This is a genomic window from Euzebya sp., assembly GCF_964222135.1.
Taxonomy (GTDB): domain Bacteria; phylum Actinomycetota; class Nitriliruptoria; order Euzebyales; family Euzebyaceae; genus Euzebya.
Window position 1 is genome coordinate 38919 of record NZ_CAXQBR010000038.1, and the last position, 18620, is coordinate 57538.

Annotated in this window: 13 protein-coding genes; 6 read left to right on the top strand and 7 right to left on the bottom strand. The window is 74.8% G+C overall.

Annotation, left to right across the window (positions count from 1 at the left end):
- Positions 1–9: 9 nt before the first annotated feature.
- Complete coding sequence (locus ACEQ2X_RS09130) at positions 10–1029, bottom strand: hypothetical protein (RefSeq protein WP_370325494.1); 1020 nt, start codon at positions 1027–1029, stop codon at positions 10–12.
- 414 nt (positions 1030–1443) lie between these two features.
- On the opposite strand from ACEQ2X_RS09130, the gene ACEQ2X_RS09135 reads away from it, so the two are divergent.
- From ACEQ2X_RS09135 to ACEQ2X_RS09145, 3 genes are read left to right on the top strand one after another with little or no spacing between them, the layout of a single operon-like run.
- Positions 1444–1839, top strand: coding sequence for a DUF952 domain-containing protein (locus ACEQ2X_RS09135; protein ID WP_370325495.1), 396 nt, complete (start codon positions 1444–1446; stop codon positions 1837–1839).
- Between the two features lie 55 nt (positions 1840–1894).
- A complete protein-coding gene (locus ACEQ2X_RS09140) occupies positions 1895–3973 on the top strand; it encodes an ATP-dependent helicase (protein ID WP_370325496.1) in 2079 nt (692 codons plus the stop codon).
- Positions 3974–4019: 46 nt separating this feature from the next.
- On the top strand, positions 4020–4889 hold the full coding sequence (locus ACEQ2X_RS09145) for a S1C family serine protease (protein WP_370325497.1): 870 nt from the start codon (positions 4020–4022) through the stop codon (positions 4887–4889).
- A gap of 18 nt (positions 4890–4907) precedes the next feature.
- Here ACEQ2X_RS09145 and sigH read toward each other — a convergent pair whose 3' ends face one another.
- The 4 genes from sigH to ACEQ2X_RS09165 all read right to left on the bottom strand — a co-directional run bounded on the left by sigH (position 4908) and on the right by ACEQ2X_RS09165 (position 9913).
- The gene (gene sigH / locus ACEQ2X_RS09150) at positions 4908–5492 is read right to left on the bottom strand and encodes an RNA polymerase sporulation sigma factor SigH (protein WP_370325498.1); all 585 of its coding nucleotides are present in this window, start codon (positions 5490–5492) and stop codon (positions 4908–4910) included.
- A 123-nt stretch (positions 5493–5615) separates the two neighbouring features.
- The gene (locus ACEQ2X_RS09155) at positions 5616–6116 is read right to left on the bottom strand and encodes a hypothetical protein (RefSeq protein WP_370325499.1); all 501 of its coding nucleotides are present in this window, start codon (positions 6114–6116) and stop codon (positions 5616–5618) included.
- Complete coding sequence (typA, locus tag ACEQ2X_RS09160) at positions 6109–8031, bottom strand: translational GTPase TypA (protein ID WP_370325500.1); 1923 nt, start codon at positions 8029–8031, stop codon at positions 6109–6111. Before typA ends, ACEQ2X_RS09155 begins: the two co-directional genes overlap by 8 nt.
- Before the next feature lie 67 nt (positions 8032–8098).
- On the bottom strand, positions 8099–9913 hold the full coding sequence (locus ACEQ2X_RS09165; protein WP_370325501.1) for a protein kinase: 1815 nt from the start codon (positions 9911–9913) through the stop codon (positions 8099–8101).
- Positions 9914–10070: 157 nt separating this feature from the next.
- Between ACEQ2X_RS09165 and ACEQ2X_RS09170 the strand changes: the two genes are divergently transcribed.
- On the top strand, positions 10071–12503 hold the full coding sequence (locus tag ACEQ2X_RS09170; protein WP_370325502.1) for a cell wall-binding repeat-containing protein: 2433 nt from the start codon (positions 10071–10073) through the stop codon (positions 12501–12503).
- A gap of 302 nt (positions 12504–12805) precedes the next feature.
- The gene (locus ACEQ2X_RS09175) at positions 12806–16060 is read left to right on the top strand and encodes a BTAD domain-containing putative transcriptional regulator (RefSeq protein ID WP_370325503.1); all 3255 of its coding nucleotides are present in this window, start codon (positions 12806–12808) and stop codon (positions 16058–16060) included.
- Positions 16061–16063: 3 nt separating this feature from the next.
- On the opposite strand, the gene ACEQ2X_RS09180 is transcribed toward ACEQ2X_RS09175, so the two are convergent.
- The gene (locus ACEQ2X_RS09180; protein ID WP_370325504.1) at positions 16064–17158 is read right to left on the bottom strand and encodes an adenosine deaminase; all 1095 of its coding nucleotides are present in this window, start codon (positions 17156–17158) and stop codon (positions 16064–16066) included.
- Between ACEQ2X_RS09180 and ACEQ2X_RS09185 the strand changes: the two genes are divergently transcribed.
- On the top strand, positions 17136–18113 hold the full coding sequence (locus ACEQ2X_RS09185; RefSeq protein WP_370325505.1) for an alpha/beta hydrolase: 978 nt from the start codon (positions 17136–17138) through the stop codon (positions 18111–18113). The two genes, ACEQ2X_RS09180 and ACEQ2X_RS09185, sit on opposite strands and share 23 nt — an antisense overlap.
- Positions 18114–18117: 4 nt before the next feature.
- Here ACEQ2X_RS09185 and ACEQ2X_RS09190 read toward each other — a convergent pair whose 3' ends face one another.
- Entirely contained in the window at positions 18118–18576 is a 459-nt protein-coding gene (locus ACEQ2X_RS09190; RefSeq protein WP_370325506.1) for a hypothetical protein, read from the bottom strand.
- Between the last annotated feature and the right edge of the window lie 44 nt (positions 18577–18620).

Consider the following 18620-nt stretch of genomic DNA (forward strand, 5'->3'; position numbering starts at 1 on the left):
ACCGCCCGGTCAGGACCGGCTGACGGCCCAGAGCGAGCCGCTGCCCTCGCTGGCGGTCACGTAGGAGCGGCCGTCGGGGAGGTAGGCGACGGCCTCGCCCTGCCCCTCGGGTGCGGCGGGGAGCTCTGCGGCGGTCCAGGCGGCCAGGTCGCTGAGGGGTGCGCCGGGGGAGGGGGCGGTCAGCTCGACGACGCTGTCGTAGGTGCGCAGCAGGACGCGGGAGCCGTCGTGGCTCGCGTCGGCGCCGGTGACGGACAGGCCGACGAACCCGGTCAGCAGCGGACTCGACGGCTGGGGGACCGGCATCTGCCCGGTCTGGACCAGCGCGCCGTCGGCGAAGGCGGTGGCGGCCATGACCCGCGTCGTCCCCTCCTCCTTCGTCAGCACGATCGGCAGGCCGTCCGCGCCCACGACCAGCGCCTCGGCGTCGACCGGGCCGGAGGGGTAGGTGTAGCGGGCGGTCGTCGCGACGGCGGTCGTGTCGCCCGGCGCGGGCTCGCCGATCCGGTGGATCGCGATCGCCTCCCGGCCCGCGACGTTGTCGCCGATGTCGGCCAGGTAGAGGCAGGGGGAGGGATCGCCGGCCCCGCACGGACCGGCGGCGAGGTCCTCCAGGTTCACCGCGTCCAGGCCGTCGACGGTGACCTCGGCGGCCGTCGTGCCGTCGTGGCGCACCCCGATCACCTGCGACGTCCCGGTGGCGTCGTCGACCAGCCACAGCAGGTCGGGCTCGCGCCGGCTGGCGGCGATCCCGCTGACCTCGGGCGCGAGGCCGACGTCGAAGCTGCCGAGCAGCTCGGGGGCCCCGGGCTCGCCCGGCGTCGCGGGTGTCGCGGGTGTTGAAGGGGTCGCCGGAGGGGTCGGAGGGGTGGACGGGGCGGCCGCCGTCGTCGACGCGGCAACCGGCGCAGGCCGCGCGGTCGCGTGCGGGTCCAGCCCCTCCACCCCAGGCGAACAGCCCGCCAGGACGAGTGCGAGCACCAGCGCCAGGACCATCCGGCACGGGACGGGCGCGGTGGGCGGACGCATCCCGCGAGCGTACCCCCGGCCCCGGCGCACCCCGTCCCCGCCCCCGCACCACGGCCCACCCCAGCACCACGGATCAACCACAACAGAGGTCCAGATGGCCCTCCGTGGTGGTCGATCCGTGCGCCGGTCCCCGCGACCCGCCGGATGCAATCGACATCCTCTGGGCCCGCGGGGGTGGTGTCCGTGGATGGATTTGACACCGTTGCGGCATCGACTCCACCGGCAGGTGGGGTTCAGGTGGCTCGAATGGTCCAGAGGGGCTGGAGGGACTGGTGGGGTCGTGGGACGGTGTCGAATCCATCCCGTGGGGGGTCGGTCACGGTGTCGAATCCATCCCGGCGGGACCGACCGCGCGCGGTTCGCGGACCGCACGGCCTGTGGTCGATCCGTGCGGGACCGTCGAAGCTGGGCGACATGGCGCACCCACCCGCAGACGTCCCCGGCGGCCCGCTCGACGACCAGCTCGGCGACCCCCGCGTGGTCCACGCGATCGGGGCGGAGGAGTGGGCGGCCGCGGGGGAGGCGGTGCGGCCGCCGTCGCTCGAGAGCGAGGGGTTCATCCACCTCTCCACCCCCTCCCAGATCGCGTGGGTCTGCGACCAGCGCTACGCGGACCGCGACGACCTCGTGCTCCTGGTCGTGCACCCCGACGACCTGCCGATCGACCTGGTCTGGGAGGACTGCGAGGAGGTCGGCCAGGACTTCCCGCACCTGTACGCGCCCCTCCCGCGGACGGCGGTCCAGGCGGTGCTCGACTACCGCCCCGGCCCCGACGGGCGGTACCCGCCACCGGAGCTGCCGACGCGCTGACGCGCGAGGACGCCACCTCTCGACCTCGAACGTGCGTACGACGTAGCCTGAACGCATGTTCGCCTCGACGGAGACCGAGACCGATCCGTTCGCCCGCCTGAACGCCGCCCAGCGGGAGGCGGTCGATCACGACGGCGGGCCGCTGCTGGTCCTGGCCGGCGCCGGCACGGGCAAGACCACCACGCTGGCCGCGCGCGTCGCCCGGCTGGTGCGGGACGGGACGGACCCCGAGCGGATCCTCCTGCTCACCTTCACCCGCCGGGCAGCGGGGGAGATGCGCTCGCGGGCCGCGCGGATGGTCGCGGCCAGCGGCACCGACGCCCGGACCGGGCGCGTCGTGGGCGGCACCTTCCACGCCGTCGCCAACTCCCTCCTGCGCCGCTACGCCGACCGGATCGGGCTGGCCTGCGACTTCGGCCTGCTCGACGCGATCGACGCCGAGGACCTGATGGACCTGGTCCGTGACGACCTCGGCGTGGCGCAGGGCGCCTCCCGGTTCCCCCGCAAGGGCACCCTCGCCGCGATCTACACGCGGGTCGTCAACGCCCGGACGCCGCTCGAGACCGTCCTCGAACAGCACTTCGGCTGGTGTGCGGAGCACCGCGAGGCGATCGGCCGGGTGTTCAGCGCCTACACGGCCCGCAAGCGCGACCGGAACCTCCTCGACTACGACGACCTGCTGCTCCACTGGAAGGTCCTGGCCGAGGCCCCCGGCATCGGCGACGAGCTGGGCGCCGCCTTCGACCACGTCCTGGTCGACGAGTACCAGGACACCAACGCCCTGCAGGCCGAGATCGTCCAGGCGCTGCGCCGCCACGACGACCGCGTGACGGTGGTCGGCGACGACGCCCAGGCCATCTACGCCTTCCGGGCCGCGAGCGTCGACCACATCCTCCGATTCCCCGAGGCCTTCTCCGGCACCACGATCGTGCGGCTCGAGCGGAGCTACCGCTCGACCCAGCCGGTCCTCGACACCGCGAACGCCCTGGTCACCCAGATGCCGCAGGTGATCGCGAACCCGGCGTTCGGCAAGGCCCTCCACTCCGACCGGATGGAGGGGGACCGGCCGCGCCTCCACACCTGCCACGACGAGGAGGACCAGTCGGTCCGGATCTGCGAGGCGGTCCTCGCCCGTCGTGAGGAGGGGACCGCCCTCAGCGCCCAGGCGGTGCTGTTCCGGACCGGGCACCACTCCGCCCACCTGGAGCTCGAGCTCAGCCGCCGCAACATCCCGTTCGTGAAGTACGGCGGGCTCAAGTACCTCGAGGCCGCGCACGTCAAGGACCTCCTCGCGCTGCTGCGGATCCTCGACAACGGGTCCGACGAGCTGGCCTGGTTCCGGATCCTCCAGCGCGTCGAGGGGATCGGACCGGCCCGCGCCCGGGCGGTCATGGCCGACCTGGCGGGCGGCACGCCCGACCAGGCCGTCGGCCGGCTCGCCCGCTGGGGGGACCCCGATGACGTGGGCGCGGACCTCCCGCCGGCGAGCCGTACCGCCCTCGGTGCCCTCGCGACCGCGCTGGCCGACGCCTCCGCCATCGGGGAGGTGTCTGCGCAGGTCCAGCGCCTCGCGGAGTGGTACGCGCCGGTCCTGGCCCAGACCTTCGACGACCCGGCGCCGCGGCTGGCGGACCTCTCCCAGCTCGAGGCCCTCGCCGCCGGTGCGCCCGACCGGACGACGTTCCTCGACGACCTCGTCCTCGACCCGCCGGCGTCGACCGGCGACCTGGCCGGCCCGCCGCTGCTCGACGAGGACCACCTCGTCCTGTCCACCATCCACTCGGCGAAGGGGCTCGAGTGGGACGCCGTCCACCTGATCCACGCGAGCGACGGGATGATCCCGTCGGACATGAGCACCGGCCGGCCCGAGGAGGTGGAGGAGGAGCGCCGCCTGCTCTACGTCGCGCTCACCCGGGCGCGCGACTCCCTCGACGCGTACGTCCCGCTGCGCTACCACCACCAGCGCTTCGGCGGGTCCGACCGTCACAGCTACGGCCAGGTCAGCCGGTTCATCCAGGGACCGGTGCGCGACACGATGCAGCGGGTCGGCCCGACGGCGCGCGAGCGGGCGGTGCCGGTGCTGGCCGGCGGCGCCACCGCCCAGGTGGACGCGCTGCTCGAGGGGCTGTGGTGAACGTGATCCTGGTGACAACGAGGCGTGGCCGTGTAATCATGTAAGCATGACCATCGACCTGGCCGCGCTGGCCGCCACCGCAGGACCCGCCGTCGTGGGCGTCGCCCGGGGCCGCCACAGGGGCGGGACCGGGACCGTCATCGCCACCGACACGATCGTGACCGCCGCGCACACCGCCGGCGGCGCCCCCCGCGTGACCGTCCACCTCGGCGACGGCCGGACCGTCTCGGGGGACGTGGCGGGCGTCGACGAGGACCTCGACCTCGCCGTCGTCACCGCCGACCTCGGGGGGATCACGCCGCTCGCCTGGGGTGACGGGACCGGCCTCGCCGTCGGGGACCAGGTCGCGGCGCTGGCCGCACCTGACGGCACGACCCGGACGACGATCGGGACGATCGCCGCGGTGGGCAGCCGGCTGCGCACCCGCACCGGCTCGCCTGTCGACCGGCTCGTCGAGCACACCGCCCCGTTGGTCCGCGGCGCCTCCGGTGGCCCGGTGCTCGATGCCGATGGCACGGTCGTCGCCCTCGATCTCAACCGCCTCGACGGTGGGCTCTACCAGGCCGTCGTCGTCGATGACGACCTGCGCACCACGGTGGCGGCCCTCGCGGAGGGGACCCGCCCCGACCGCCCGCGGCTCGGCATCAGCGCCACCCCCGACCGGATGACCGCCCACCTGCGCGACGCGGTCGGGCTCCCCCCGCGCGACGGCGTGCTGGTCGCCGGGGTGGCGGAGGGGTCACCGGCTGCGACGGCCGGGCTGTCGCGCGGTGACCTGATCGTCGCGGTCGACGACCAGCCCCTCCACCGGACCGACGACCTCCTCCTCGCCCTGCGCCGCAGGGCCGGCGTGGCCGTCACCCTCGACGTGGTCCGCGGCGTCGACGAGCGGACCGTCGAGGTCGCGCTGACCTGACCGGCGCCCGCGCGGCCCTCAGGCCGCCGCGGCCACCCGCTGGTCGAGGTACCCGCCGAGCTTGCGCCGGATGCGCTGCACCGCGTTGTCGACGGCCTTGACGTGGCGGCCCAGGTCCTCGGCGATGACGGCGTAGGACTCGCCGCTCACGTACCGGGTCAGCACGTCGGCCTCGAGGTCGGTCAGCACGGTCGCGCAGTAGGAGCGCAGCTGGTCCACCTCCGCCTGCCAGGTCACGTGCGTCGCGGGGTCGTCGTCGACCTGGACGACCACGGCGCCGGCCGGGCGGTCGTCGCCGGGCTCCTCCGGCCCGTCGAGCGGGACGTAGGCGTTCAGCGGCGAGTGCTTCAGCCGGGTCGCCCCCTTCACCGCGGTGAGCACCTGCCGGGTGACGCACATGTCGGCGAAGGCCCGGAAGCAGGGGTGCTTGTCGTGGTCGTAGTCCCGCACCGCCTTGTACAGCCCGATCATCCCCTCCTGGACGACGTCCTGGTGATCGCCGCCAGCCAGGAAGTAGCTGCGCGCCTTGCTGCGGACCAGGGGCCGCAGACGGCCGATGACCTCCGCCAGGGCCACGTCGTCCCCGGCTCGTGCCAGGAGCACCAGGTCCTCATCGCTCAGCGAGGTCCCTCGATCCGCACTGCGACGTTCCACGCGTCCGTCCCACCATTCAGTCGTCGGCCTGCGATCAACCCAACGACGACGACGCCGTGGCGTTACGCCCCCTCACCCGCGGGAGCGCACCCAGTCCCGCCGCATCTGGGTCAGCTCGAGGTCGCGACGGGTGGCGGGGTGGACCACGAGGCCCAGCACGACGAGGTTCGCGAGGCCCGCCCCGATCCCCCAGATCGCGTTCGGTCCCGGGTCCCCGCCGAGCGTCGGGCCACCGGCCAGCAGCAGGGCGACGACCCCGTAGGTGCCGAGGATGAAGGTCGCGGCACCGAACGCCGACGGCGAGCGGCGGAGGAGCAGCGCGCCGGCGAAGAGGTGCGGCAGGCACAGCAGCCACTGCACGACCGCGAGGATCGTCGCCACGGTCCCGCTCGCGTCCAGCCCGATCCCGGTCGCGACGAGGGTCTCGTCCTCCACCCCGGTCTGCAGGGTGAGGAACGTCCACAGCGCGAAGGCCAGGGACAGCCCGACGGTCCCCAGCCCGGCGGCCGTGGTCGTGGGCGCCCGCCCCGCGTCGGCCAGCTCCGGTGGCAGGCCCGCCCGGGTGTCAGCCATCGTGCTTCGCGCGCTTCGCCTCCCGAGCGCGCTGGACCTGGTCCAGCTCCACCTTCCGCAGGCGGACCGCGTCCGGGGTGACCTCGACGCACTCGTCACCGCGGATCCACTCGAGGCACTGCTCGAGCGCCATGACCTTGGGGGGCGTGAGGCGGACGAGCTCCTCACCGGTGGCCGAGCGGATGTTGTTGAGCTTCTTCTCCTTGGTGACGTTGATGTCCATGTCCTCGCCACGGGCGTTCTCGCCGACGATCATCCCCTCGTAGACCTCCTCGCCGGGCTTGACGAACATCACGCCGCGGTCCGACAGGTTCTGCAGGGCGAAGGAGGTGGCGGGACCGAGGCGGTCGGCGACCAGGGAGCCGCTGGCGCGGGTGCGGACCTCGCCCATCCACGGGACGTACTCCTCGAAGCTGCGGTTGAGCACCCCGGTGCCGCGCGTCGCGGTGAGGAACTCGGTGCGGAACCCGATCAGTCCGCGGGTCGGGGCGTGGTACTCCGCCCTGATCCACCCGGTCCCGTGGTTGGTCATGGCCACCATGATCCCCCGGCGCTCGGCCACCAGCTGGGTGACGGTCCCGGAGTGCTCCTCGGGCACGTCGACGGTGACCCGCTCGAGCGGCTCGTGGCGCACGCCGTCGATCTCCTGGGGGATGACCTGCGGCTTGCCGACGGTCAGCTCGAAGCCCTCACGCCGCATCTGCTCCACCAGGATGGCCAGCTGCAGCTCGCCACGGCCCTTCACCTCCCACGCGTCCGGGCGCTCGGTCGGGGAGACCCGCAGGGCGACGTTGCCGACCAGCTCGCGGTCCAGGCGGTCCTTCAGGACGCGGGCGGTGACCTTGTCGCCCGACCGGCCCGACAGCGGCGAGGTGTTGATGCCGATCGTCATGGCCAGGGTCGGCTCGTCGATGCGGATCGCCGGCAGGGCACGCGGGTCCTCCGGATCCCCGAGCGTGTCACCGATCATGACCTCGTCGATGCCCGCGACGGCGCAGATCCCGCCCGGGCCGACCGAGTCGACGCCGACGCGCTCGAGCCCCTCGGTCGCGAACAGCTCGACCACCTTCACGCGGGTGGTCACCCCTCCCTCGGCGATCCAGGCGACCTGCTGGCCCTTGCGGATCGTCCCGTTGTGCACCCGGCACAGCGCCAGGCGGCCCAGGTAGGGCGAGGCGTCGAGGTTGGTGACGAGCGCCTGGAGGGGCGCCTCCGCGTCGTAGGAGGGGGCGGGGATGGTCCCGAGGATCGTCTCGAACAGCGGCGCCAGGTCCGTGCCCGGCTCGTCGGCCGCCAGGCTGGCCGTGCCCGCCTTCGCGTTCGTGTACACGATCGGGAAGTCGATCGCGTCCTCGGGGACGTCGAGGTCGAACAGCAGCTCGAAGACCTCGTCGACGACCTCGGCGGGGCGGGCATCGGGTCGGTCGATCTTGTTGATGACCAGGATCATCGGGAGGTGGGTGGCCTCGACCCCCGCCGCCTGCGTGGCCGCCGCGCCCGGGGCGCGCATCGACATGGCCTTGCGGAGGACGAAGCGGGTCTGGGGGAGCGGCCCCTCCGCCGCGTCGACCAACAGGACGATCCCGTCGACCATCGTCAGCGCCCGCTCGACCTCGCCGCCGAAGTCGGCATGCCCGGGCGTGTCGACGATCGTGATCAACACCTCGTCCCGCTCGTCGGTCGCCGGCGCCCGGACCGACGTGTGCTTCGCGAGGATGGTGATGCCCTTCTCGCGCTCGAGGTCCATCGAGTCCATGACCCGGTTGGCGACGTCCTGGTTCTCCCGGAACGTGCCGGACTGGTGCAGCATCGCGTCGACGAGGGTGGTCTTGCCGTGGTCGACGTGGGCGACGATCGCGATGTTGCGCAGGTCGTCGCGGGTGCGCCAGGCGGTGGAGGTGTCGGTCGAGGTCATGGGCTCCAGGATGCCCGTCGCCCACGAGCCCACAGGCTGGCCGGCCGCCGTGGCATCCGGCACCCGGTCATGACAGGAAGGCCGTCAGCTCCCACGGCCCTGACTCGGTCGGGTCCCGGTGGGTGGCGAGGAGCGTGTAGGTCCCCGCGTGGGGGACGCCGACCTCGATGTGCGCATCACCCCCCTGGCCGCTGTCGTCGTCCTCGGCGACGACGGTCCCGTCCGGCGCCAGCAGCTGGAGGTAGCTGTCGACCTCGTCGGACCGCAGGTCGGCGGTGAGGACGTCCCCGTCCGCCGCCTCGACGGTGAACGCGACCGCCTGCGCCTCGGTGAGGTCCCCGGAGAACGTGCCCGCCATGTCCCCTCCGAGCGCCCGCACCTCCACCGGGGCGGCGACGACCTCGTAGGCGCCCGCGGAGTCCCCCGCGAAGTCGGCCAGGAGCAGGGTGAGGGGGGCGAGGGACGGGTCGACCGGGTGGGCGATCAGGGCGTCGTGGCCGTCCACGCCGCCGCCGAGGTCGTCGTCGGCCAGCTGCTCGACCCCGTCGGCGTCCTGCAGGCTGATCACCGGGTCGACGTCACCGGAGCCCCGCGCGAGGAGCCAGACGTACGGCGCCTCCGGGGTCGGGACCCGGAAGGCCTGGGCACGGCCGGCCTCGAGCTCGCCCGCGGCCACCGCCCCCGGCTCGAGCACCTGCACCTCGTCGTAGGGGACCGAGGGGGCCTCGGCCAGGCCGATCGGCGCCAGCTCGTCGACGTCCGGTCCGTCGTCGGCCGTCGACCCGTCGCCGGACCGCAGGGCCAGCGCCACGCCCACCACGCCGATGACCGCCACGAGCCCGCCGACGAGGACGAGTCGCCGACCGCCCCCCCTGGCGCTGCCGTCGGCACCTGCCGGACCGGCGACGCCCACCGGCGGTGCGGGCGGCGCCACCCCGACCGCCGTCGACAGGAGGTCGGGCACCGCCGGGGTCGCGGGGGGGGTGGGGCGGGCGGCGGGTGGCACCGGGGGCAGGTCGGGCGCGGGCGCCCCCGCGGCGTCGAGGGCGGCGATCAGCCGTGCGGCGAACGCCGCAGCGCTCGGCGGTCGGTCGGCCGGGTCCTTCGCCATCGCCTCGACGATCGCGTCCTGGACCGCGGCGGGGACGTCGGTGTCCAACCGCGGCACGGGTGCGGTCAGGATGCGGTGGAGGTGGGGGAGGACGGACTCGTCGGTGTCGACGGCGAAGGCAGAGGCGCCCGCGATCAGCGCGTACAGCGTCGACGCCAGGCCGTAGACGTCGGATGCCACGCTCGGCCGGTGCCCGTTCAACACCTCGGGGGCGGCGTGGGCCAGGCTGGCCGTCACCTGCCCGCTGGTCGTCTCCGGCCCGCCGACCACCCGGGCGATGCCGAAGTCGCTCAGGACCACGTCGCCGTAGCGGCCGACCAGGATGTTCGCCGGCTTGATGTCGCGGTGCAGCACCCCGGCGTCGTGGGCGGCGCCGAGCGCGCCGCAGAGGCGGATGCCGATGCCGCAGGCCTCCTGCCAGCCGACCGGCCGGCCGGCGTCGAGCCGGTCCTGCAGCGACCCGCCCGCGTAGAAGGGCATGAGCAGGTACGGCCGTCCCGCCGGCGTGGTCCCGGCGTCGTGGACCGTGGCGATCGCGGGGTGGGTGCTCAGCAGGCCGAGCGCGTGGCGCTCGCGCTCGAACCGGGCGAGCGACCGGTCGTCGAGCCGCCGGTCGAGCACCTTGACCGCGACCTCGCGGCCGAACGCCGGCTGGTGCGCGCGGTACACGGTGGCGAACCCGCCGCGACCGACCTCCTCCACGCCGGTCAGCCCCGGGATGCCGAGGTCCTCGGCACCGTCAGCCGCGACCTGCGGCCCATCGGGGGGCATGCGGCGCATGCTACGCCTGCGCAGGTCGTGGTGGAGGGGTGTCGTCATCAGCTCGCAAGGCCTCCGAAGCGGACCCGAAGGATCTCCGAAGGCGGCCTGAAGGGCGGTCGGCACCGTCGTGGACATGCATCCCGCATCGACCACGAGGAGTGAAGAGATGTCATCCCCCCTGCACCGCCTGCGACGTCGCGTCGCCGGCCTGCTGACCGCCGCCGTGCTGGCGGCGGTGGCGCTGATCGCCGCCCCCGGCGTGGCCCTGGCCGAGTCGGCGGCTGTCCGACTCGTTGCCGACGACCCGGTCGGCACCGCGGCGCTGCTGAGCGCCTACGCCTTCCCCGAGGGCGCCGACCAGGTCCTGATCGGCACCGTCGCCGCGTTCCCAGACAACCTCGCCTCCGGCGTGCTGCAGGACGGCCGCCCGCTGCTGCTGACCGACCCCGATGGCCTGGACGATGCCGTCGCCGACGAGATCACCCGCCTCGGCGCCACCGCGGCGACCGTGCTCGGCGGTGAGGCAGCCGTGTCGGCCGCCGTCGTCGACGACCTGACCGCCCTCGGGCTGGCCGTCGACCGCCTCGAGGGCCCGACCCGCATCGAGACCGCCATCGACATCGCGGCGGCGACGGGCGCCACCGAGGTGCTCCTCGCCCGCGCGTTCCCTGCTGACGGCGCCACCGACCCCTCACAGGCCTTCGCCGACAGCCTCGGCGCCGGCGCGCTGGCGGCCGACCGGGGCATCCCGGTCCTGCTCACCCAGACCGAGGTGCTGACCGCCTCCACGGCCGCCCACATCGCCGACGCCGGCATCACCGACGTCACGCTGGTCGGCGGCGTCGCGGCGGTCTCCGAGGACGTCGCCGACGCGCTCGAGGACCTCGGCGTGACCACCAGCCGGATCGCCGGCGACACCCGCTTCGACACCGCGGTCGCGCTCAACGCCGCCCGCGACCTCGGGCAGGCCTCGACGATCGTCCTCACCGAGGGACAGGCCGGTGACGCCTGGATCGCCGGGTTCGCCGCCGCCGCCCACGCCGGTGCCACCACCGCGCCGGTGCTGCTGAGCAACGGGGCCGACCTGCCCGCCCCCACCGCCGAGGCCGTCCAGGTCGCCGCGGACGCGGGCCAGGACGTCACACTCCTCTGCACCCCGTCGGTGCACCCCGACGCCTGTGCGGCCGCCGCGGCGACCCTCGGCGCGACCGTGGTCGACGTGACCGCCGAGGACCTGCCCCTCGGTCCCGATGGGCCGCCGGCGGCCGAGACCGACGCCCCGCAGCTCGTCAGCGTCGAGATCGTCGACGGTGACGCGACCACCACCACCTTCGCGGCCACCTTCGACGAACCCATCCAGCTGGTCGACGAGACCAGGTTCTTCGCGGTCTCCCCGTGGTTCGACCTCGACGAGATCGGCCGCGGCACCCTCGCCGCCGTCGACCCCGCCGCACCCGAGACCCTGGTCGTCCAGACCGACGCCGACGAGCTGCTCCGCGAGCGCCTGGTGACCGCGTACGCGGCCGACGGCGTCGTCCAGGACGTCGACGGGAACCTCAGCACGCCCGGCACCGCCCCGGTCCAGGACGTCGTCCTCGAGGGCAACCGCACCGACGGCCCCGACCTGATCGCGGTGTCCTTCGACCCGGGCGCCACCGCTGCTGGCGACGGCGACGAGACCGTCGACTTCACCTTCGACGCCCCGATCGCCTCGACCGGCGCGCCCGCGGAGTTCCAGGTCGTGCCCGGCACCCTCCCCGCCATCGCCTACAACCCGTCGGCGGTCGCCGTGGTCGACGACGTCACCGTCCGCGCCACCTTCGGCTTCGGGCAGCTGAGCGACGACGCGTGGGGCGACGTCGTCCGGGCCACCTCGAGCGCCGGTGCCGCCATCGACGCCGCCGGCCGTGCGTCCGCGCCCATCAGCGTGGACGTCGGCGAGCCGAGCGACCTGCCCGACCTCGTCGAGGTCATCCCCTCCATCGAGACCCGGGAGGTGGTGTTCCGCTTCGACGAGCCGATCTCGATCGTGAACCCCGACGAGTTCTTCGTCTACGACGTCGACGGCATGACCTACGGCCACGCCGCCTTCATCCTCGACACCCAGCAGACCGGCCCCGACGAGGTCACCGTGACCTTCGGCGGCGACGCCGTCCACGAGGGCACCGTCGGCGGGCACGTCCGCGCTGCGGCGGTCGCCGATGCGGACGGGGGCAACGCCCGACGCGCCTCGGTCGGCGTCACCGGGGAGTACGCCGGGGGCTACACGTCCGGCCCCGACGCGGTGGACGTCGTCCGCCGCGACATGACCGACGGCGTCGGTGGCGTCACCGGCATCGAGCTGGTCATCACCTTCGACGAGCCCGTCACCACCGGGGCCCAGCCCCCGATCGTCTACGCCGCGAACGGCACCGCGACCGAGCTCGGCCTGGCCGCCTGCGCCGACGGGGACGAGCCCACCCAGGTCGTCTGCGGAGTCCCGACGGGGGACCCGGCCGAGCAGCCGATCGCCGACGCCACCGCCGTGGGCCTGCCCGGCGGCCTGGCTGACGGCGTGCTGGCCGGCAGCGCCCCCGCCACCCTCGGGGTGACCGGCTAGCCGGCGACCCCGCGACCAGAGGGGCCGCCCACGCCCGCCCCTCCGACGCCCCGCCGCACCCCGCGGCGGGGCCGTCGTCGTCCCGGGACCCGCGTGGTCCCGCGCGGCACCTGCCCTCCCCCGGCCAGATGGTGGATGTGGCCCGAACCGGGGCGAGATCCACCAGGTGGACGAGCGGGCGAGGGATGGGCAACTGGCGGTCGATGCGGGCCCGGCAGGAGGCGTAGGATCGCCGTCCACGCGGGTGCTGGTGGGACGGGACGCGTGGTCCCGTCCGGCCACCCCGGTGCGGCTCTCCTGCCATGACCCCGCACTCGAGCACGCCGACCCTCCCGCCGTACCTCGTCCCGCGGCCGGAGCTGGAGTCGCGCCTCGGCTCGGTGGCCACCCCTGTCATCGCCGTGTGCGCGGGCTCCGGCTGGGGCAAGACCACCGGGCTCGCGGTGTGGGGGAGGGGACGCCACACGGCGTGGGCTCGCCTCGGTCCGTCGGCGGCGAGCACCTCCGGCATCGTGCGGGCCATCACCACCGCGCTCCGATCGGCCCGTCCCGACCTGACCGAGGGCGAACGGCTCACCCTCGACGTCATCGCCGCCGGCGGTGGGGCGGACGACAGCGCGATCGAGGTCCAAGCCGCCGACCTCGCCGCCGCGATGGGCTGGGTCCTGGCCGCCCCCGCCGCCCTCGTGCTCGACGAGGCGGACCACCTGGCGGCCGGCTCGCCCGGCGCCCAGCTCGTGGACGCGCTGCTCCGCCAGCTGCCCCGAGGGGTGCAGGTGGCGATCGCCAGCCAGCACCCGACCGGCATCGACCTCGACGCCCTGCGAGCCCGCGCGGCGGTGACCGAGATCGACACCGACGCGCTGCGGCTCGACGCCGCCGGCGTCGACGCCCTGGTCCGCGGGGTGCTCGACGACCCCGGCGCCGCGCTGGGCCCGGCCGTGCGCCGACTCACCGGCGGGTGGCCCGAGGCGGTCCGGCTCGTCGCCCTCTCCCTGGTCGAGATCCCCGCCGACCGGCGGGTGGTCGAGCTGGAGGCCTCCGGTCGCGGGCTCGTCGCCGTCAGCGCGCACCTGCGGACCGAGGTCCTGCCGCGCCTCGACCCCGCCCTCGTCGACGTCCTCACCTGGGGGACCGTGGCGCCCGGCCTCGACCCGGCGCTCTGCGAGGCCCTCGGCGCGCCCCCGGGTGCGGTGGAGCAGCTCGCCGCCCGCGGGCTGGTCCAACCCGGCGAGGACGACGGGAGCCCGCTGGTCTCCCCCCTCGTCGCCTCGACGCTCCAGGTCCGCGACGAGGTCGCCATCCGCCGGGCGGTGGTCGACGCGCTGGGGGCGATCGACCGGCCGGTCGCAGCCATGGAGGTGGCGCTCGCCTCCGGTGACCCCGACCTGGTCGCCGACGTGCTGCTCCAGCACGTCAGCTACCTCACCCGGACCGCCGAGATGGACGTGATCGTGCGGGCCGGGGCGCTGCTCGACATCTCGCGGCGCACCCCGGAGCTCGAGGTCGTGATCGCGGACGCGCACCTGATCCGCAACGAGTGGACCGAGGCCCTCGACTGCCTCCGGCGGGCCGGTGCCGGGTCGGACGCCCTGCCGGCGCCGGTGGCGTGGCGCCTGGGCCTCCTCCTGTACCTCCGCTGGCAGATCCCGGAGGCCCTGGCCGTCTTCGACGCGGCTGCCCCGATCGACCCCGACGACTGGGAGGCCGGCATCCTGCGCGGCGGGGAGGCCTTCGCCCGCCTCCTGGTCGGCCAGCACGACGCGGCACGGGACTGCGCATCCGTCGCCCTCGACATCGGTGCGCGCACGCAGAACCCCTACGTGCTCTGCGCTGCCCACACCGCGATGCACGCGCTCTGCTCGAGCGAGGGCGACCGCACCACCGCCGAGCGCCACCACCGGGATGCCCGCGACTACGCCCAGCGGTACGGCGCCGTGCTGATGGAGGTCCGGCTCGCGAGCAACCACATGAGCGCGCTGGTCGAGCAGGGGCGCTACGCGGAGGCGATCGCGGAGGCCGAGACCTGCCTGCCCCCCGCCGACCGCGCCGGCCACGCCGCCAGCCGGCTGCTCGTCATGACGAACCTCGCCGAGGCCCACCGCCGCAGCGGCGATCTCGCCGCCGCCGAGCACCACGCCACCGAGGCGATCGAGATCGGTCGTCGCGGCGGGATCGGCCTCGGCGTCTACCCCGGCATCGTCCTCGCCGACGTGCACCGCGACCGCGGCGACATCGAGCAGGCCTGCGGCCGCTACGCCGAGGCCGCCCGGGCGGCACGGTCGACCGGGGACGCCCAGGCGGTCGTCCTCGCCCTCTCAGGTGCCGCCCGCGTCACCGTCGATGCGTCAGCGGCCCACGGCTACGCCGGCGAGGCGGTCGTGGCCGCCACCGGCACCCTGCGGCTCCCCGCCAGGCTGGCGCGCGCCTGGACCGCCCTGCGCCTGGGGCAGGTCGCAGAGGCTCGTGCGGATGCCCGCTGGGTGCTCGCCGAAGCCCGCCGCAGCGGCGTGACGTGGGCGCAGGCCGAGGCCGAGGAGGCCCTCGCCGCGCTGGCCGAGGACCCCGGCGAACGCGACGACCGGCTGGCGGCAGCCGCGGCCGTGCACGACCGGACCGGCGCCGCGCTCGACGCGCTCCGCGTCGCCCACGCCCGGGCGCGGATCGCGGGGGACCTCGTGGCCGTGCAGGCGGCGGCGACCGGCCGCCGCGCCGCGGGTGTGCACGACCGGGTCGTGGAGGTCGCCGGGCTCGACCAGGTCCTCGCGGGGCTCCTCGACGCGGACGGCGAGGCGGCGGACGATGCCGCCGTGCGGGTCTTCACCTTCGGCGGCTTCGCGCTGCACCGCGACGGCGCGCCGGTCGCGACGTCCGACTGGGGGTCCCGGAAGCCGCGGGACCTGCTGCAGATCCTGATCGCACGCCGCGGTCAGCGGGTGGCGCGGGGCGTGCTGCTCGAGACGCTGTGGCCCGGCGAGGATCCCGACCGCGTCGGCAACCGCCTGTCGGTGGCGCTCTCGACGCTGCGCGGCGTGCTCGACCCCGACAAGCGCCACGCACCGGACCACTTCGTCGCCGCGGACCCCTCGGCGGTGTGGGTGGACCTCCGCCACCTCGACGTCGACCTGCAGCGCTTCCACGAGGCGATGGGTCGCGCCCGCGCCGCGGTCGCCGCCGGCCGCCCGGACGCCGAGGAGCGGTGCGAGGAGGCGGCCGGCGTGTACGCCGGCGAGTTCCTCGCCGACCTGCCGTACGAGGACTGGGCGATCCCCGCCCGCGAGGAGGCCCGGGCCGCCCACCTCGAGTCGCTCCGCCACCTGGTGGCGCTGGCCGGCGCCCGCGGCGACCACGACGCGGCGGTCCGCGCGTCCCTCCGCCTGCTGGCCGAGGACCCCTACGACGAGGACGCCTACGCCGAGCTGATCGGCATCTGCTCCGCCGCGGGACGCCACGGCGAGGCGCAGCGCCACTACCGCCAGTACGTCGCGCAGATGCGCCGCCTCGGCATCCCGCCGATGCCGTTCCCCGGCGTCAGCGGCCTGCGCGGCATCGCCTGAGGGTCAGGCCCCCAGCGCGGCGTAGCCGGGCTTGATGACGTCGTTGATCAGGGCGAGGCGCCGGTCGAAGGGCCAGAAGGCGGACTTCATCGCGTTGATGGTCACCCAGCGCAGGTCGGCGAGCGTCCACCCGAACGTCTCGACCATCGCCTGCAGCTCCGACGTCATCGACACGCCCGACATCAGCCGGTTGTCGGTGTTCACCGTCACCCTGAAGCGGAGGTCCTTCAGCAACTGGATCGGGTGCTCGGCCAGCGACGGCGCGGCCCCGGTGTTGACGTTCGACGTCGGGCACATCTCGAGGGGGATGCGGCGGTCGCGCACGAACGCCGCCAGCCGCCCGAGCGTCGCCTCCCCGTCGTCACCGCGCGCGACCTCGATGTCGTCGACGATCCGGACGCCGTGGCCGAGCCGCTCGGCGCCGCAGAACTGCAGCGCCTCCCAGATCGAGGCCAGCCCGAACGCCTCCCCCGCGTGGATGGTGACGTGGGAGTTCTCGCGGTGGATCAGCTGGAACGCGTCGAGGTGGCGCGTCGGGGGGTGCCCGGCCTCCGCCCCGGCGATGTCGAATCCGACCACGCCGGCGTCGCGGTGGCGCATCGCCAGCTCGGCGATCTCGAGGGACACCGCCGCGTGGCGCATCGCCGTCACCAGCGTCCCGATGGTGATCGGGTGGTCGGCCATGCCCCGGTCGAACCCGGCCAGCACCGCCTCGACGACCGCGTCCATTGCCAGCCCGCGGTCGATGTGCAGCTCGGGGGCGAAGCGGATCTCGGCGTAGACCACCCCGTCGGCGGCCAGGTCGGCGGCGGCCTCGTAGGCCACCCGCTCGAGCGCCTCGGCGGTCTGCATCACGCCGACGGTGTGGCGGAACCCCTCCAGGTACAGCTCGAGGCTCTTGCGGTCCGCGCCGCGGGTGAACCACGCCGCCAGCTCGTCCGGATCCGTCGTGGGCAGGTCGGCGTACCCCTTGGCGTCGGCCAGCTCGATGACGGTCGCCGGGCGCAACCCGCCGTCCAGGTGGTCGTGCAGCAGGACCTTCGGGGCGGACCGGATCGTGTCGAGGTCGAGGGGCATGGGGACGATCATGCCCGACATGCGCCAAGATGGGGCGACCATGACCTTGGACCCCCAGATCGCCGCGTTCCTCGCCGCCGCCGAGGCCGCGGGACGACCCGCACTGCACGAGCACCCCTCACCCGCCGACGCGCGCGCGGCGTTCCGCGAGCTGGCCCTCGCCCGCCGCGGAGACGGGCCCGCGCCAGGTCCGGAGTGCGCCGTGGAGGGGTTCAACCGCGACGGGCTGTGGGCCCGCATCTACCGGCCGCTGAACCGCTCGGTGCACGAGGGCCCGATGCCGCTGGTCGTCTACTTCCACGGGGGCGGCTGGGTCGTCGGGGACCTCGACACCCACGACGTCCAGGCCCGGGCGTTCGTGGACCTGCCGGCCGTGGTCGTCAGCGTCGAGTACCGCCTCGCCCCCGACCACCCCTTCCCGGCTGCCCACGAGGACGCGTGGGACTGGATCGGCTGGGCCGTCGCCGGGATGGGTGACTGGAGCCACACCGACCGGCTGGTGCTGGCGGGCGACTCGGCGGGCGGGCTGCTCGCCGCGTCCGCGGCCCAGCGCTGGCGCGACACCGCCGCCGAGCGGCCCGACGGGCCGGACCTCGCCGCCCAGTGCCTGATCTACCCGGCGCTCGACCCCTCCATGGACAGCCCGTCGCACCGGGCCAACGCCGAGGGCTACTACCTGACCGGTGACATGATGCGGTGGTTCTACGACGCCTACCAGCCGGGGGAGGGGTTCTCCCCGATCGAGCTCGACGACCTCGCCGGGTTGGCGCCGGCGGTGATCGCGACGGCCGGCTACGACCCCCTGGCGGACGACGGGCTCCGCTACGGCGCCCGGCTCCGCGAGGCCGGGGTGTCGGCCGCCAACCTCCACTTCGACGGGCTCATCCACGGCTTCTTCGGCATGGGCGGCGCGTCGGCGGCCGCGCGCAGCGCCGTCGAGGGGACCGTGGGCGCGCTGCGGGGCCTGCTGCGCTGATCCCTCAGGCGAGCTGGCGCTGCACGGCTTCTCTGAGCTCGGCGTCGAAGCGGCGCTCGACCACGGTGAGCCGCTCCGCCCGCTCGATCTCGTCGCCGACCGCACCGGTCCAGCGGGCGGCCGCGTCGGCGCCGCGCGCCCGGGCCGCCGCCTCGAGGTCCGCCTCGTCGATCCACCGTCCGACGTTGGCGAGCATCGCCAGGCGCTCCATCTGGTCCTCGACGCCGCGGACGTCGTCGAGGTAGGCGTCCAGGAGGACCTCCACGCCGTCGTCGACGTCGTCGAGGACGAGCTGGGCGAGCTCCATCACGTGGTTGATCGACCGCTCGTCGTGGAACCACACGGCCAGCTCGGCGGCCCGCTCGGCGCGCTCGCGACCGGGGTCGGTCTTGGTGCGGAGGCGCTTCAGCTCGCGGTTGCGCTCGGTGCGCTCCCGCTCGGGGTTCGGAAGCTTGTAGGCCATCGGCGGCTCGTCCCCTCTCCCGGCGGCTGCGTGCGGCGGCTCGG

Bases quoted from the DNA above. Each gene is read 5' to 3' on its own strand.
- typA (WP_370325500.1), bottom strand. From the start codon at position 8,031: ATGACCTCGACCGACACCTCCACCGCCTGGCGCACCCGCGACGACCTG.
- ACEQ2X_RS09185 (WP_370325505.1), top strand. From the start codon at position 17,136: ATGGGGACGATCATGCCCGACATGCGCCAAGATGGGGCGACCATGACC.
- ACEQ2X_RS09165 (WP_370325501.1), bottom strand. From the start codon at position 9,913: ATGCCCCCCGATGGGCCGCAGGTCGCGGCTGACGGTGCCGAGGACCTC.
- ACEQ2X_RS09190 (WP_370325506.1), bottom strand. From the start codon at position 18,576: ATGGCCTACAAGCTTCCGAACCCCGAGCGGGAGCGCACCGAGCGCAAC.
- ACEQ2X_RS09170 (WP_370325502.1), top strand. From the start codon at position 10,071: ATGTCATCCCCCCTGCACCGCCTGCGACGTCGCGTCGCCGGCCTGCTG.
- ACEQ2X_RS09155 (WP_370325499.1), bottom strand. From the start codon at position 6,116: ATGGCTGACACCCGGGCGGGCCTGCCACCGGAGCTGGCCGACGCGGGG.
- ACEQ2X_RS09140 (WP_370325496.1), top strand. From the start codon at position 1,895: ATGTTCGCCTCGACGGAGACCGAGACCGATCCGTTCGCCCGCCTGAAC.
- ACEQ2X_RS09145 (WP_370325497.1), top strand. From the start codon at position 4,020: ATGACCATCGACCTGGCCGCGCTGGCCGCCACCGCAGGACCCGCCGTC.
- ACEQ2X_RS09130 (WP_370325494.1), bottom strand. From the start codon at position 1,029: ATGCGTCCGCCCACCGCGCCCGTCCCGTGCCGGATGGTCCTGGCGCTG.
- ACEQ2X_RS09180 (WP_370325504.1), bottom strand. From the start codon at position 17,158: ATGTCGGGCATGATCGTCCCCATGCCCCTCGACCTCGACACGATCCGG.
- ACEQ2X_RS09175 (WP_370325503.1), top strand. From the start codon at position 12,806: ATGACCCCGCACTCGAGCACGCCGACCCTCCCGCCGTACCTCGTCCCG.
- ACEQ2X_RS09135 (WP_370325495.1), top strand. From the start codon at position 1,444: ATGGCGCACCCACCCGCAGACGTCCCCGGCGGCCCGCTCGACGACCAG.